Below are 14,086 nucleotides of genomic sequence, written 5' to 3'. Positions count from 1 at the left end.
GGAGACGAAGGCCCCGGCGGCGACGGAAGAGGGGCCGGAGGCGGAGGTCGTGCTGCCGCTGGAGGTCACGGAGACGCCCGCGCCCCGAGACCTCATCGCCATCGAGTCCCTGAGCGTGAAGGGCAACGTCCTCAAGCTCTCCGTCCGGCACGGCGGCGGCTGCCGCGAGCACCGCTATGGCCTGGCCTGGGACGGGCGGTTCACGAAGACGGCGGGCGGTGAGCCCCGCGCGGAGCTCACCGTGCTGCACGACGCGAACGGCGATCACTGCAAGCGCATGATGTACAAGGACCTGTCGTTCGACCTCTCCACGCTCCAGCAGGCGTGGAGCGAGAAGGGCAACGGCGACCACGGGAACCTGCACCTGGACTTCAACGGCGTGCCGGACCAGTCCGCGCAGCTCAAGTTCTGACGGGCGCGTCAGGGGCCCCGCATGGGCGTCATCCCCTGCGCGAGGAGGTCGTCGCGCAGGCGGGTGAGCACCTTGCCCAGCAGGTTCAAGCCCCGCCACGTGGCCGGGTCCTGGATGCGCGGATCCGCCGCGTTCAGGCCCACGCCCCAGATGCGATCCATGGGGCTCGCTTCCACCAGCTCTGTGCCCGCCGTGGCGAGCAGCGTGTCCAGCAGCATCCGGTGCTGGGTGAACTTCGCGTGGTTGCCCTCGTAGACGATGCGCTCGCGCTCGCGCTCCCACAGCGCCGCGTCGAACGGGCTCACCTTGCGCCCCAGCGCCTTGTGCTGCTTGGGCGTGGCGGCGCGCAGGATCTGCTCCAGCACGCGCGCGTCCCCAAACAGGCGCGCCTTGCCCGCCATCATGTACTGCTCCGCGCAGGTGTAGCGGACCCCCTCCACCTCGAACACGGAGGGGTGCCACTGCGAGAACGGCGAGTCTTCCTGCCAGAAGAACGTGAACCGGTCTGAACGCGCATCCATCCCTGCCTCCCAAGCTTGGTGTTCTTCTTACACGAACGTGATGCGATGGAGGAACCTGACAGGCCCTCCTACAATGCCGGCCCGCCCGCCATGCGACTTCAAGAAGCCCAGAAGCTGTTGGACCGTTGTTTCTCCGGCACCCGGGAGGGCGCGCCCCGCCTCCACGAGCCTTCGGACCCCCGCTTCGCGGGCCGAGGGGGCGCGGTGTGGCTGGAATACCGCTGGTACGTGCGCGAGCGCGGCATGGCGGAGGTGTTCCTCAAGTGGGACCGGGTGACGTCCGGGAGCCCCACGGCGGCGGAGGCCACGGTGCTGCGCACGCACCTGCTGGGTCAGTCCCAGATGCTGGCCCAGCGCGCGTTGCGCACGGTGGAGGGGGGCACGCCCGCGCCGGAGCGCGTGCTGGACGTGCTGCGCGGGGATGGCATCCGCCGGGAGTGCGTGGCGAAGGGGCGCACCACCGTCACGGTGGAGCACTGGGAGAGCACGCGTCCCACCGCGCTCCTGGACGTGGCGCGCTTCGAGGAGCTGGCCGCGCCCCTGGAGGCGGAGGAGTCCACGCCTGAGTCGCGCCATGAGGCCGTGCAGCGACTGGCGGCGGCGGAGCGCAGCCCGCGCGTGGTGGATGTGCTCTTGCGGATGGTGGCGCGCAAGTCGTCGCTGATGGCGCTGCGCATCCTGTCCGAGTGGGGCGAAGTCAAAGCCCGCGAGTTCCTCCAGCGGGACCTGGCCGCGCTGACGCCGGGCAACGCGGCGGACCTGTGGGCCCTCACCGCGTTGGACCGGAGATTCGAGGCGTGGGAGGCCCTGGCGCGCCCCGGGTGAGGCACGCCAGGACGCAGGCGCCCTCCGTCAGTGGGACGGAGCGCCGCCCACCTTGGGGCCCAGCACGTCGCGCAGCGCATCCGCGACGGAGAGCTTCGGGAACCAGCCCAGGGCGCGCAGCTTCTCCGCGGAGCCCACGAGGCTGGGGATGTCCGACGGACGCAGCCGCGCGGGATCCAGCTCGATGCGCGCCTGCACGCCGGACAGGCGCAGCATCTCCTCCAGCAGGCCGCGGATGGTACGGCCCTCGCCGCTGCAGACGTTGTAGGCCTGCCCCGGCTCACCCTGGGTGAGCAGCAGCCGGTACGCGTCCACGACGTCCTTCACGTGCGAGAAGTCGCGCACGGCGTCCAGGTTGCCCGTGCGCAGGATGGGGTCCACCGTGCCCAGCGCGATGGCGCGAATCTGGGCGGCGAACGACGGCACCACGAAGGTGGGGTCCTGCCCCGCGCCCAGGTGGTTGAAGGGCCGGGCGAGGATGACCGCCATGCCGTAGCTGCGGAAGAACTGCTCCCCGGCCAGCTCCGCGGCGGACTTGGACGCGGAATACGGGCTCAGGGGCACGTGCGGGTGGGACTCCGTCGCGAGCGTGCCTTCGGCGACCGGGCCATAGACTTCGCCCGAGCCCACCACCAGCACGCGGGCCTTGGGCGCGCTCTCGCGCAGCGCGGTGAGCAGGTGCACCACGCCCATGGTGTTCACCGCGAACACCCGGGCGGGGTTCTGGTGGCTCTTGGCCACCGAGCTGAAGCCGGCCAGGTGCAGCACCGCCTCCGGCTTCACGTCGGAGACCGCCGCCTTGACCCTCGCCTCGTCGGCGATGTCGAAATGCAGGGCGGTGCTGCTGATGCCCTCGCCGCGGGGCCCATGCACCTCCACCACCTCGTCGCCGGCCGCCCTGAGGGCGTTGCAGGCATGCCGGCCGACGAAGCCATCCGCTCCCGTGACGAGGACGCGCATCTTACCGCTGCCCTGCCTTCACGCGTTCCAGGTCGGCGTCGACCATCATCTCCACCAGCTCCTTGAAGCGCACGGTGGGCTCCCAGCCGAGCTTCTTCTTCGCCTTGGCCGCGTCGCCGATGAGCAGGTCCACCTCCGCCGGGCGCACGAACGCCGGGTCGGTGAACACGTACTTCTGCCAGTCCAGGCCCACGCGCGCGAAGGCGATCTCCACCAGCTCCTTCACGGTGTGCGTCTCGTTGGTGGAGACGACGTAGTCGTCCGGCTCGTCCTGCTGGAGCATGCGCCACATGGCGTCCACGTAGTCGCCCGCGAAGCCCCAGTCGCGCTTGGCGTCCAGGTTGCCCATGGGCAGCTTGTCCTGGAGCCCGTGCTTGATGCGCGCCACGTTGTACGTGACCTTGCGCGTGACGAACTCCAGGCCACGGCGGGGCGACTCGTGGTTGAAGAGGATGCCGCTCACCGCGAAGAGCTTGAAGGACTCGCGGTAGTTCACCGTGATGTGGTGGCCGTACGCCTTCGCCACGCCGTACGGGCTGCGCGGGTAGAAGGGCGTGTCCTCCGTCTGCGGCACCTCCAGCACCTTGCCGAACATCTCGCTGGAGGACGCCTGGTAGAAGCGCACCTGGGGGCGGGTGTGGCGGATGGCCTCCAGCATCTTCGTCACGCCCAGCGCCGTGAACTCACCGGTGAGCACCGGCTGGTTCCAGCTCGTGGGCACGAAGGACTGCGCCGCCAGGTTGTAGACCTCGTCCGGCTGGGTGAGGCTCAACAGCGCCGCCAGCGAGAACTGATCCAACAGGTCGCCCTGGTGCAGCTGGACCTTCCCCTGGAGGTGAGCGATGCGCTCGAACTTCTCCTCCGAAGAGCGGCGCACCATGCCGTGCACCTCGTAGCCCTTCTTGAGCAGCAGCTCCGCCAGATAGCTGCCGTCCTGCCCCGTGATGCCCGTAATGAGTGCGCGCTTGGCCATGGCCCTTGTCTGTTCGCTGGAAGACGGTGTTCGTTGTACCCGAGCCTTTCGCTCTCTGCCAACCGTTCCAGGGTTCCAGGAACTTGAACCAGACAGGCCAAGTGCCTAGGTAGGGAGCGACCTGCCCAGGAGTCGCCCATGCGCATCCCCCCCCTTGCAGCAATGACGGCCCTGCTCGTGAGCACGGCGGCGGGGGCACAGTCGACGCCTCCCGTCCAGGTTCCCTACACGTCGCAGACGCGGCCCGGCGCCCGCTCCGGGGCGGGCACCGTGAACGACGTCGCCCTGTGGGTGAACCCCTCGAACCCCGGGGCCAGCCGCCTCATCACGTCCGACCAGAACAACGGCCTGTTCCTCTTCGCCCTGGACGGCACGGAGGTGCAGGCCGCCACCGAAGGCGCGTCGTCGAGCGTGGACGTGGCGTACGGGTTCCCGGCGGGGGGCGGCGCGACCCAGGCGCTGGTGCTCAGCGCGAACCCCACGCTGACGGGCCTGGTGCCCTACGTGGTGGACTCCTCGCCGGACGGGGGCGGGGGCCTCACCCGACTGGCGCCGACGGCGGCCCCGCTGGATGTGGGGGTCGCCTACGGGACGGTGCGCCTGACCCGCGGGGCGGACGGGACGTTCCAGGCCTTCGGAGGCCTTTCGAGCGGGGGCCTGCGACAGTTCGTGCTGACTCCCACGGACGGTGGCGTCAGCGCCACCCCGGTCCGCGACCTCAACGTCGGCACCGTGACGGGCCTCGTGGTGGATCAGGCCCTGGGCGCCGTCTACGTGGCGCAGCAGGGGCAGGGGCTCTACCGCTACGGCGTGGAGGCGGATGGCGGGACCACGGGCCAGCAGGTGGTGCCCCTGGGGGATGGCGGACTGTCGTCGGTGGGACGGCTGACGCTGTACGAGACGTCCGGGGCGGATGGCTACCTCGTGGCCGCGGATCCGAACGCGAACGCCTTCGTCGTCTTCGACCGGCGCACGCTGGGCCGGGTGGGGTCCTTCCAGGTGGTGCAGGACGGCGGCTCCGACGGGGTGGACCTGTCGCGCGGCCTGGTGGCGTATCCGGGCGCGCTGGGCGCGGCCTTCCCGGAGGGGCTCTTCGTCGCGCATGACGGCCTCAGCGCCAGCACGCAGGGCGAAAACCTGAAGCTCACCTCCTGGGGCAACGTGGCTCGGGCCTTCTCACCGCCCCTGGCCATCGCGCAGCAGGTCGATGGTGGCACCACCGGGGACGGTGGCACCACCGGGGATGGCGGCACCCCGCGGGATGGCGGTGGGGGCGTCATCGTCGATCCGGGCGACAACCCGGGCGGCGATGGCCCCGGCACGGACGAGGGCGGCTGCGGGTGCTCCAGCGCGTCGGTGTCCGCCTCCGCGATGCTGGGCCTGCTGGCCCTGGCGCTGCTGGGACGGCGGCGCCGGAGCTGAAGCGGCTGGACGGTTGCGGGTTGAAAGCAGGGGGTGGGCGGGATGAAGTGCGCGCCCCATGCGCACCCTCCGCCTCACCGTCCTGGCGCTCACGGCGCTCGCCTCCGCCTGCCGCGGCGGTCCGCCACCCGCTCCCGACGCCGTCACGCCCGCCGCTCCGCCCGCCGTCGCCAAAGCCGCGGAGCCCGTGCGGCTCACGCTGGTGGGCACCAATGACTTCCACGGCTGGGTGATGCCCCACCGCGCCACGCTGCCGGACGGGCAGAAGGTGGAGGAGGGCGGCGCGGCCCTCTTCGCGTCCTACGTGGCCCGGCTGCGCGCGGACAACCCGGACGGCGTGCTGCTGCTGGACGGCGGGGACCTGTTCCAGGGGACGCTGGCGTCCAACCTGGTCGAGGGCGCCATCGTCGTCGACGTGTACAACCTGCTGGGCTACGCGGCGGTCGCCATCGGCAACCACGAGTTCGACTACGGGCCGGTGGGCCCGGGTCCCCAGGCCACGCGGCCAGACGAGGATCCGCTGGGCGCGCTCAAGGCCCGCATGGCCCAGGCGAAGTTCCCCTTCCTGTCCGCCAACGTGCGCGAGAAGGACGGCCGGCACCCGGCGTGGCTGGGCAACGACGGCACCACGATGGTCACCGTGAAGGGCGTGAAGGTGGGCCTGCTGGGCCTGTCCACGCTGCAGACGCCCCAGACGACGAACCCCGCGAACGTCGCGAGCCTGCGCTTCGAGTCGCTCGCCCGGTCCGCGCTGGAGGCCACCCGCACGTTGCGCGAAAAGGGCGCGGAGGTCGTCGTCGCCATCGCCCACGCGGGCGGCAAGTGCCCGGACCTGTCGAACCCGCGCGACACGTCGGGGTGCTCGCGGGACGACGGCGAAATCTACGCCGTGCTGGACGCGCTGCCCCCGGGCTCCGTGGACGCGGTGGTGGCGGGCCACACGCACCAGCCCATGGGGCACTTCTTCGGCGACGTGCCGGTCATCGAGACGGCGGGCCTGGCCCGCTTGTTCGGCGTGGTGGAGCTCTTCGTGGATCCGGTGAAGCGCCGCGTGCTGCCCGAGCGCACCCGCATCCAGGCCGCCATCCCGGTGTGCGGGGCCGTGGACGCCACGCTGAACACCTGCGACCCCCTGCGCCTGCGCGACGCGAAGGCCGTGCGGATGGTGCCGGCCACCTTCCTGGGCGCACCGGTGACGCCGGACGCGAAGGTGGCCGCGCTGGTGGCCCCCGCGGAGGCGCGCGTGGAGGAGGAGCAGCGGCGCCCGGTGGGCGTGGCCATCCAGGCCCGCATGCCCCAGGTGTACGAAGCCGAGAGCGCGCTGGGCAACCTGATCGCGGACGCGATGCGGAAGGTGGCCCGCACCGACGCGGCGGTGATGAACGCGGGCGGCATCCGCGCGGACCTGCCCCAGGGGCCGCTCACCTTCGGGAAGCTCTACGAAGTGCTTCCCTTCGACAACACGCTCGCGGTGCTGGACCTGACCGCGGACGAGCTGCGCCGCTTCCTCACGCTGGCCTATGGCGGCCGCAAGGGCGTCTTCGCGGTGTCCGGCCTGGAGGTGACGCTCGCGGCCTGCCCGGGGCCGGAGCGCTTCAAGGGCGTGACGCTGCCGGGTGGCGCGCCGCTGAAGGCGAAGGGGACCTACCGCGTCGCCGTGCCGGACTTCCTCGTGCGCGGCGGAGATGGGGTGGGGCCGCTGACGTCCACGCTGCCACCGGAGCGTATCAGCCTGTTGCAGGGCCAGCCCCTGCGCGAGGCGCTGACCGAGTACGGCCGCGCGCAGGGAAATACCCTGAAGCCGCCGGCACTTGGCCGCGTGCACACGGTCCCGGGCACGGCGCCCTGCGCCGACGCGAAGCCCTGAGGAGGGTGGCTCCTGGGGTTGGAAATTTTCCTCCTCCGCTGATCCGCTGGCACTGAACGGAGCCGCAACCCAGCGAAAGATCAGCGAAAGGCGCCCGGGCCGAATTTTCGGCCTGGGATCAGTTTCCAACGGGAGGAAACCTCCTTACTCTAGGGCACGCGAGAGCCCTTGTCGGCGCGGCCCCTGGTCAGCGTGTGCAAGCCGGATCCCGTGCGTGGGAGGGACAGAGATGCTCTACAAAGTGACCCCGATGATGGTCCCGGTGGCGCCCGAGAAGGAAAAGGCGCGTGAGCCGGGTCAGCCGCGCAAGCGGCGCAAGTCCTCCGTCTACGACGCGGACGGCCAGGAGGTGCTCATCTCGCTGATGTGCCTGAAGTGCAAGACGCTCAGGCCGCTGGCGCAGTTCGGGCTCCGGAAGATGGCGGACGGCGCCATCCGCAACCAGCCGTGGTGCCGGGGCTGCCGCTCGGGCGCGGGCACGAAGAAGCCGAAGAAGGACGAGGCCCAGGCCACCACCGTCGTGGCGGCGGCCCCCGTGGAGCCCGTGTTCCAGGTCGTCACGGCCGTCCCCCTGGACGCCGCTCCCGTCGAGCCGACGCTCATCGAGCCCGCCGCGCAGGTCGCGGCGGTCCAGGACGAGACCGACGTGACGGCCACCGCCCTGGTCTGATCCACCGCCGGGGAGGTTCCGCCCGGGTGGGGTGCGCGGCCAACGCTCGCGCCCCACACGTCATGGATCCGCCCGGAGTCGCGAAGCCCGCCCTTCACGTCCGACCCGTGCCGGGCTGATCCGCCCGGGACGGGTTTCGTGTGTCAGGCAAAGGGACCGCGCCACCCCGGGCCGTGGCGTCGGGGCGGCTGCTCGGATCAGGACAGCGCGAGGCCCGCCGGCAGGGTGTCGCCGAGCGCCCGGGCCTCATCCGCGCGGTCCAGGGCCACCACCTCGCGCACCATCCGCACCCAGGTGTCGGACGCCTTCGAGGCGACGAGCGCCTCGGCCGTGCGCTCGCGCAGCTCAGGCGGCAGATCCCTCGTGCGGTCGCCGGTGAGCCGCGCGAGCTGGGCGGCGGCGAAGGGCGCGCCGTCCACCTTGCGCAGGTCCAGCGATAGCAACAGCTCCAGCCACGCCTGCGCCGTCTCCACGTCCACGACCTTGTGGCTGCTGCCGTACAGCGGCACGCGCGCGCCCAGTCGGCCCAGGGACCAGGCCCAGGGGCCGCCGGAGCGGGACTCGGCCTTCAGGCGCGCGGCGATCCACCGGCCGACCTCCGCCTTGTCACCCGGGGGCAGGTGCTCCAGCGAGGCGACGGTGCGGACCATCTCGTCCAGGCCCTCGGGCTGGATGCCCTTGAGCTTGCTGGCCTGCGCGGGGGGCTCCAGCGGGATGCGCCGGGCCAGGTGCGGCTGGAGGTAGCCGTAGAGCTTCTGCTGCTGCGCCTCGGTGAGGCCACCCGCGATGCGGCGCCACATCACCCAGAACTCCGTCCACACCGCCTTGTCCGTGTGGTGCTGCACCAGCGCGTCGAAGAGGCTGAACGTCTGCTCCGCGCGCCAGCCGTCCAGCGGGTAGCCGAAGCCGGGGCGCAGGCAGAAGCCGGTGAGGCTGTAGAAGACGCGCTCGTGGTCGTCCGTGCGGCGGCGCTTGCTGGCCCCCGCGTACAGCGTGCTCCACAGCTCGCGCAGCACCGGCACGCGCCACGTCTCGCGCGGGCCCAGCACCTTCTCCAGCGTGCGCCCCAACTGCTTCACGTCCTTGGGCCCCAGGGGCAGCGGCTTGTTGCCGTAGACGCGCTCCACGTTGTCCTTCGCCTCGGCGAAGCGCGCGGGCATGGACTCCGTGACGGTGAGCTCGTGCGAGCCGCCGGTGCCGCGCAGCTCGAACTCCAGGCGCCAGCGCTCGTCCGCCACGTTGGAGACGCAGTACAGCTCCAGCGTGCCGATCTCCGTGAGCGCCGCCTGCAGGTGCACCGGCACCTCCGTGGCCTTGCCCGATGCGCCCTTGAGCAGCGTGTGGATGGGCGGAAGCGGCTTCAGGTCCTCCGCCAGGGGCACCAGGTCCCCCGGCTTGTCGATGCGGTCGCTCGTCGTGGAGTAGAGCGCGAACTGCACCGGGCGGCCCAGGGTGAGCGTGAAGGGGCGCTCGCCCAGGTCCACCTTCTGGCCCTCCTCGAAGCCGCGCGGGATGAGGCAGAGCGTGGGCTGCTCCGTGCTGTCCGCGCCGCGCTGCAGGCCCACGTAGTAGGCCCGCGCCGCGCCGCCGCCAATGCGCAGGCCGTGCCCGCGCCGCACCAGCCCGTAGTACGCCGCGCCCCGGGCCACCGCGAGCTCCAGCGACTCGTGCTTCAGGAGCGGGATGCGCGGGGCCTGCGGCCACCACGCGGACAGCGCGTCCACCAGCCGCGCCGAAATCTGGGGCGAGTTGAAGACGCCGCCGTTCAGCAGGATGGCGTCCGGGCGGGGCAGGGCGCCTTCTGTGGCGGGTGTCTCTCCCAGCGCCGCGAAGCCCGCCGCCGCGTGCTGCGCGAGGAAGGCCGCCAGGTGCCGGGTGACGGCTGGATCCTGCACGTACGGAAGGCCCAGCTCCTGGAGCGCCATGCGCGCCGAGCGGCGGGGCCTCTCCTCCGGAGGGGACAGGGGGAAGAAGCCGTCCAGCACCAGGGCGTGCGCCTCGTCGCGGCCCAGCTCCGTGGACAGCGTGCCGCCCAGAAGCCGGCTGCCCTCGCCGATGAGCGACAGGCCGTACTTCTCCGGCGGCTCGCGCCCGAGCAGCTCCTCCTTCGCGGTGCGCGCGGCCTGGATGGCCTGCGTCCACTGCGTCGCGGACAGGCGCCGGCCGTCGGCCGTCCTTGAGGAGAAGAGCTTCTCCTCCATGCGCCGCGCGAGCGCCGCGTCCATGTTGTCGCCGCCCAGCATCAGGTGGTCGCCCACCGCGAGCCGCCGCAGCATGGGCCCCTCCGGCGACACGCCCGCGTGCACCAGCGTGAAGTCGGTGGTGCCGCCGCCCACGTCCACCACCAGCACCAGCCGCACCTGGGAAAGCGTCTGCTCCAGGTCGGAGCGGTGGCGCGCGGTGTAGTCGTAGAAGGCCGCCTGCGGCTCCTCCAGCAGCGTGAACTTCTCCAGCCCCGCCTTGCGCGCCGCGCTCACCGTGAGGGCGCGCGCCGCCTCATCGAAGGAGGCCGGGACGGTGATGACCACCTCCTGCTTCGCGAGCGGCTCGTCCGGGTGGGCGAAGTCCCACGCGCGCGCCATGTGCGTGAGCAGCAGCGCGGACGCGTCCACGGGGGACAGCTTCTGCACGTCCGCGGGCGCGCCCCAGGGGAGGATGGGCGCGGAGCGGTCCACGCCCGGGTGGCACAGCCAGCTCTTGGCGCTGGCCACGAGCCGCCCGGGAACCCGCGCGCCCTGCCAGCGGGCCAGCTCGCCCACCACCCAGGGGCCGCCGTCGTCGCCCCAGGGCAGGCGCAGCGACTCCAGGGCCAGCTCGTGGCCGGCGGGGACGTAGACGGTGGACGGCAGGAGCGGGCGCGCGGCCACCTCGCCCTGACGGACGAGCTGGGGCAGGGGGAAGTCCTCGACGGGCGCCCCCGAGCCCTTGCCTGGATCCACGGAAGCCACCGCGCAATGGGTGGTCCCCAGGTCGATGCCGACGATTCGCATACGCCTCCGGTGTACGGGGCCCCTTCTACTCCTTCATGCGCACGTTGAGCTCCAGCTTCCAGCGCCCGGGGCCGTCCTTCTGCAGGCACCGCAGCTCCAGCGTGCCCACCTCCGTCACCGCCGCCTGGAGGTTCACCGGCGTCAGGTCCCCGTAGGGAGTGGCCTGGCCGGGCAGCGTGGTCTCGATGGGGGCCACCTCTTCCAGCCCCCCCGACGCCAGCTCCGAGTCCACGTCGTCCAGCAGCACGCCCACCCGGTCATCGCGCCGCACCGACGACGCGAAGAAGCGGAAGCTCGTGGGCTCCCCGGTGACGAGCCCGAACTCCTGCGGCGGCACGTCCGCCTGCGTCCCTTCCTCCATGCCGAAGGGCGCCACGCACAGCGCCTTCACCGGCGGCTCCATGCCCGGCACCGCCGGCATCGCCGTCTCCACGCCCACGTAGTACGCGCGCGCCGTGCCGCCGCGGATGCGCAGGCCGTGCCCCTGGCGCACCCAGCCGTAGTACGCCGCGCCCCGCGCCACCGCGAGGTCCAGGTCCGCCCCCTCCAGCTCCTTCGCCGCGGGCGCCCCTTCCGCCTCCAGCCACGCGTTGAGGACCTCCATCACGCGGCCCTTGAGCGGCCCCGCCTTGAAGACGCCGCCGTTGAAGAGGACGGCCGTGGGGTGCAGGAAGCCCTTGCCCGCCACGTCCACCGGCGAGTCCGCGCTGGCCGCGAGCGCCTGCGCCTGCCGGGTGAGGAACGCCGCCAGGTGCTTCGTCACCGCCGGGTCCTGCGCGTAGGGCAGCGCCATCTGCGCAAGGCCCGTGCGGCGCGCGGTGCGCGGCAGGTCCGTGACGGGGGACACCGGGAAGAAGCCGTCCGTGAGGACGCGGTCCAGCTCCTCGCGCGTCAGCTCCGTGCGCAGCGTGCCGCCGATGAGCGACGAGCCCCGCCCCGGGATGGCGATGGGCACGCGGTCCATGGACGGATCCGCGTACAGGGTCTCCTTCGCGTGCCGGCACCCGTAGGTGAGGCCGTTGAACTGCCACGCGTCCAGCTTGCGGCCCTCGGCGGCCATCCGCTGGTTGAGCGTGTGCGCCAGGGCGAGGTCCATGTTGTCGCCGCCCAGCAGGATGTGGTCGCCCACCGCCACGCGCAGCAGCTCCAGGTCGCCCTCGCGGTCCCTCACGGTGATGACGGAGAAGTCGGAGGTGCCGCCACCCACGTCCACCACGAGGATGACCTCGCCGGGCTGCACCTGCTTGCGGAAGTTCTCCCCCATCGCCTCCAGCCACGCGTACAGCGCGGCCTGCGGCTCCTCCAGCAGCGTGATGTGCTCGATGCCCGCCGCCTTCGCGGCCTCCAGCGTCAGGTCGCGCGCCGCCGCGTCGAACGAGGCGGGGACGGTGACGATGACCTCCTGCTGGGACAGCGCGTTGCCCGACTCGTCCTGGGCGCGGGCGAAGGTGTGGTCCCACGCCTCCTTGAGGTGGCGCAGGTAGCGCGCGGACGCGTCCAGCGGGGACACGCGCTGCACCTCCGGCGGGGCCTGCCAGGGCAGCAGCGCGGCCCTGCGGTCCACGCCCGGGTGCGACAGCCAGCTCTTCGCGGAGGAGACGAGCCGCGTGGGCACCTTGGCCCCGTGCGAGCGGGCGAAGTCACCGACGATGACGCCCGGCTCCGGGCTCCACGGCAGGCCAAGGCTGCCTTCGGGGAACTCCTGCGCGCCGGGCAGGTAGAGGAACGAGGGCAGCAGCGGGCGCGCCTCCACGGTGCCCGGCGCGGTGACCTGCGGCACGGGCAGCATGGACTGCGACGGGCCGCGCGGCTTGCCGTCCTCGAGGTTGAAGTAGGACACCGCGGAGTGCGTGGTGCCCAGGTCGATGCCGATGGAGTATCGGGCCATATCGGTCAGGAACCCCTGTCGGGGGGACCCTGGTTCCTTTCACCTGGAAGGCAAGGGGAGGGACTGGAAGCGCTGCCCCGGAGCTCGGTCGAAGCTCGGTCGGAGCCCGGGCAAACCTCAGGGGAGCTCGACCTCCGCCGGGGCCAGCACCCGGGGCTCCATCGCGGGGCTCACGGACGGGAACTTCACCTCGGTGGTCACCCAGCCGTGGTGCCGGAGCGTGCCCCCATAGGGAGGCTGCCCCGCGACGTTGCCCGTCAGCCGGATGCGCTGCGCGTTGAAGCCGTCCGGGACCGTCACCTTGTCGCCTTCACCCTGCGGCAGCACCGGCTGGAGCGTGAGGTACTGGTGCACGACCTTGCGGCAGCCCTCGTGGACGATGCGGGCCGCCGCGCCCACGTCCGCGTCCGGGAAGGCCGCCACGTTCTCCTGCACGAAGTCCAGGAAGCGCCCCTCGCGCTGGAGCATGGCCAGCAGCGACAGGGCGCTGGCGTGCTCGCGCTCCGGCGGCAGCGGAGGCGGCGGCGCCACGGGGGCCTGGACGGCGGGCACCTTCACGGGTGGCGGGGGGGCCCCGGCTCCAGCCGGAAGCTCCTTGAGCTGACCGGCATCGTAGGCGCGGGAGGTCGGCAACACGGCCTGCGCGAATTCGCGGGACACGAGGCAGCGCCAGAAGCACAGCCAGGCGAGCCAGAAGCGGGCGAAGAACGACAGGGAGGCGGACGGGTCGGTCATCGGCCCCGGATAACAAAGCCCGAAGCCTTTGCAATTCAGCAACGACCGGAATGACCTGAAATGCAAAGGGCCTCACGGTTTCCCGTGAGGCCCTTCGGTACTTCATGGTGGAGGCGGACGGGATCGAACCGACGACCTTCGCATTGCGAACGCGACGCTCTCCCAACTGAGCTACGCCCCCATGACGGACTACGCCTGCCTGTGCTGCGCCCCGCCGGTGTTGGGACCGACGAAGTGATGGGGCTAGTACCGGAGCCCCAGCTTGCTGTCAAGCAGCTCCTTTTCACCAGCAACCCTGCGATTGACGTGCCGCGCAGCGGATGCCATAAAAACCGCTTTCGGCACCGCATCCTTCCCGGCCGGTCTCCTCCGGGCCCCCCCTTCTGGTTCATGTCCACCTCCCCATCGAAGACGTTGAGCCCCACCGAGCTCGCGAAGCTTGAGCATTCGTTCGCTTCCGATCCCTCGTCAGATGCGTACAAGCCCCTGGCGGAGGCGTACCTGGACCTGGGGCGCTTCATGGAGGCCATGGTCGTCTGCAAGAAGGGCGTGAAGGCCCACCCGACCGCGGCCGACCCACGCCTGCTCCTCGCCCGCGTCTACGCGGCGCAGAACAAGGACAAGAAGGCGCTGGAGGAAGTCCAGGGCGCCCTCCAGGTCCAGCCCGAGGACAAGGCCGCCCTGCGCATGGCGGGCGTGCTCCTCATCAAGGGCGGTGAGCAGGAGAACGGCCGCGCCAGCCTCCTCAAGGCGTACCAGGCGGACCCGGGTGATCCGGAGACCGTCACGCTCCTGCAGCAGTACAAGGTGGAGATCCCCCGCC

The 14,086-nt window shown here is 71.8% G+C and carries 12 protein-coding genes and 1 tRNA gene; 6 read left to right on the top strand and 7 right to left on the bottom strand.

What is annotated here, in order from left to right; translation table 11 throughout:
- Positions 1-412 (top strand): hypothetical protein (locus D7V93_RS45095; protein ID WP_443651949.1); only part of this gene is annotated, 412 nt, incomplete at its 5' end.
- 8 nt (positions 413-420) lie between these two features.
- Here D7V93_RS45095 and ybiA read toward each other — a convergent pair.
- Complete coding sequence (ybiA, locus tag D7V93_RS22775) at positions 421-933, bottom strand: riboflavin biosynthesis intermediates N-glycosidase (RefSeq protein ID WP_120645416.1); 513 nt, start codon at positions 931-933, stop codon at positions 421-423.
- Positions 934-1,023: 90 nt separating this feature from the next.
- Here ybiA and D7V93_RS22770 point away from each other — a divergent pair, with 90 nt between their 5' ends.
- Positions 1,024-1,758: a hypothetical protein gene (locus D7V93_RS22770; protein WP_167509487.1), complete on the top strand. Its 735-nt coding sequence runs from the start codon at positions 1,024-1,026 to the stop codon at positions 1,756-1,758.
- Between the two features lie 27 nt (positions 1,759-1,785).
- On the opposite strand, the gene D7V93_RS22765 is transcribed toward D7V93_RS22770, so the two are convergent.
- Together D7V93_RS22765 and gmd are read right to left on the bottom strand one after the other, a co-directional pair.
- Positions 1,786-2,718 (bottom strand): GDP-mannose 4,6-dehydratase, encoded by a 933-nt coding sequence (locus D7V93_RS22765; RefSeq protein ID WP_120645414.1) that lies wholly within the window; start codon positions 2,716-2,718, stop codon positions 1,786-1,788.
- Position 2,719: 1 nt separating this feature from the next.
- Positions 2,720-3,691 carry a GDP-mannose 4,6-dehydratase gene (gmd, locus tag D7V93_RS22760; protein ID WP_120645413.1) on the bottom strand — a complete coding sequence of 324 codons (972 nt, stop codon included), beginning with the start codon at positions 3,689-3,691 and terminating at the stop codon, positions 2,720-2,722.
- 138 nt (positions 3,692-3,829) lie between these two features.
- Here gmd and D7V93_RS22755 point away from each other — a divergent pair, with 138 nt between their 5' ends.
- The 3 genes from D7V93_RS22755 to D7V93_RS46790 all read left to right on the top strand — a co-directional run bounded on the left by D7V93_RS22755 (position 3,830) and on the right by D7V93_RS46790 (position 7,650).
- Entirely contained in the window at positions 3,830-5,113 is a 1,284-nt protein-coding gene (locus D7V93_RS22755) for a myxosortase-dependent phytase-like phosphatase (protein ID WP_120645417.1), read from the top strand.
- Between the two features lie 58 nt (positions 5,114-5,171).
- Complete coding sequence (locus tag D7V93_RS22750; RefSeq protein WP_120645412.1) at positions 5,172-6,980, top strand: bifunctional metallophosphatase/5'-nucleotidase; 1,809 nt, start codon at positions 5,172-5,174, stop codon at positions 6,978-6,980.
- Positions 6,981-7,209: 229 nt separating this feature from the next.
- Positions 7,210-7,650: a hypothetical protein gene (locus D7V93_RS46790; RefSeq protein ID WP_244237448.1), complete on the top strand. Its 441-nt coding sequence runs from the start codon at positions 7,210-7,212 to the stop codon at positions 7,648-7,650.
- A gap of 197 nt (positions 7,651-7,847) precedes the next feature.
- Here D7V93_RS46790 and D7V93_RS22740 read toward each other — a convergent pair whose 3' ends face one another.
- The 4 genes from D7V93_RS22740 to D7V93_RS22725 all read right to left on the bottom strand — a co-directional run bounded on the left by D7V93_RS22740 (position 7,848) and on the right by D7V93_RS22725 (position 13,444).
- Complete coding sequence (locus tag D7V93_RS22740; RefSeq protein WP_120645411.1) at positions 7,848-10,640, bottom strand: Hsp70 family protein; 2,793 nt, start codon at positions 10,638-10,640, stop codon at positions 7,848-7,850.
- A 25-nt stretch (positions 10,641-10,665) separates the two neighbouring features.
- The gene (locus D7V93_RS22735) at positions 10,666-12,528 is read right to left on the bottom strand and encodes an Hsp70 family protein (RefSeq protein ID WP_120645410.1); all 1,863 of its coding nucleotides are present in this window, start codon (positions 12,526-12,528) and stop codon (positions 10,666-10,668) included.
- Positions 12,529-12,645: 117 nt separating this feature from the next.
- On the bottom strand, positions 12,646-13,263 hold the full coding sequence (locus tag D7V93_RS22730; protein WP_120645409.1) for a DUF2760 domain-containing protein: 618 nt from the start codon (positions 13,261-13,263) through the stop codon (positions 12,646-12,648).
- A 105-nt stretch (positions 13,264-13,368) separates the two neighbouring features.
- Positions 13,369-13,444 (bottom strand) — tRNA-Ala (locus D7V93_RS22725).
- 209 nt (positions 13,445-13,653) lie between these two features.
- Here D7V93_RS22725 and D7V93_RS22720 point away from each other — a divergent pair.
- A partial coding sequence (locus D7V93_RS22720; RefSeq protein WP_341870959.1) for a tetratricopeptide repeat protein occupies positions 13,654-14,086 on the top strand: 433 nt, incomplete at its 3' end.

Source organism: Corallococcus llansteffanensis (assembly GCF_003612055.1).
GTDB lineage: Bacteria > Myxococcota > Myxococcia > Myxococcales > Myxococcaceae > Corallococcus > Corallococcus llansteffanensis.
The sequence above is the reverse complement of the archived record's forward strand: the minus strand, read 5'-3'. Positions and strand labels throughout refer to the sequence as shown.

Excerpts from the sequence above, each read along its gene's own strand:
- ybiA (WP_120645416.1), bottom strand. The coding sequence starts at position 933 with ATGGATGCGCGTTCAGACCGGTTCACGTTCTTCTGGCAGGAAGACTCG.
- D7V93_RS22770 (WP_167509487.1), top strand. The coding sequence starts at position 1,024 with ATGCGACTTCAAGAAGCCCAGAAGCTGTTGGACCGTTGTTTCTCCGGC.
- D7V93_RS22765 (WP_120645414.1), bottom strand. The coding sequence starts at position 2,718 with ATGCGCGTCCTCGTCACGGGAGCGGATGGCTTCGTCGGCCGGCATGCC.
- gmd (WP_120645413.1), bottom strand. The coding sequence starts at position 3,691 with ATGGCCAAGCGCGCACTCATTACGGGCATCACGGGGCAGGACGGCAGC.
- D7V93_RS22755 (WP_120645417.1), top strand. The coding sequence starts at position 3,830 with ATGCGCATCCCCCCCCTTGCAGCAATGACGGCCCTGCTCGTGAGCACG.
- D7V93_RS22750 (WP_120645412.1), top strand. The coding sequence starts at position 5,172 with ATGCGCACCCTCCGCCTCACCGTCCTGGCGCTCACGGCGCTCGCCTCC.
- D7V93_RS46790 (WP_244237448.1), top strand. The coding sequence starts at position 7,210 with ATGCTCTACAAAGTGACCCCGATGATGGTCCCGGTGGCGCCCGAGAAG.
- D7V93_RS22740 (WP_120645411.1), bottom strand. The coding sequence starts at position 10,640 with ATGCGAATCGTCGGCATCGACCTGGGGACCACCCATTGCGCGGTGGCT.
- D7V93_RS22735 (WP_120645410.1), bottom strand. The coding sequence starts at position 12,528 with ATGGCCCGATACTCCATCGGCATCGACCTGGGCACCACGCACTCCGCG.
- D7V93_RS22730 (WP_120645409.1), bottom strand. The coding sequence starts at position 13,263 with ATGACCGACCCGTCCGCCTCCCTGTCGTTCTTCGCCCGCTTCTGGCTC.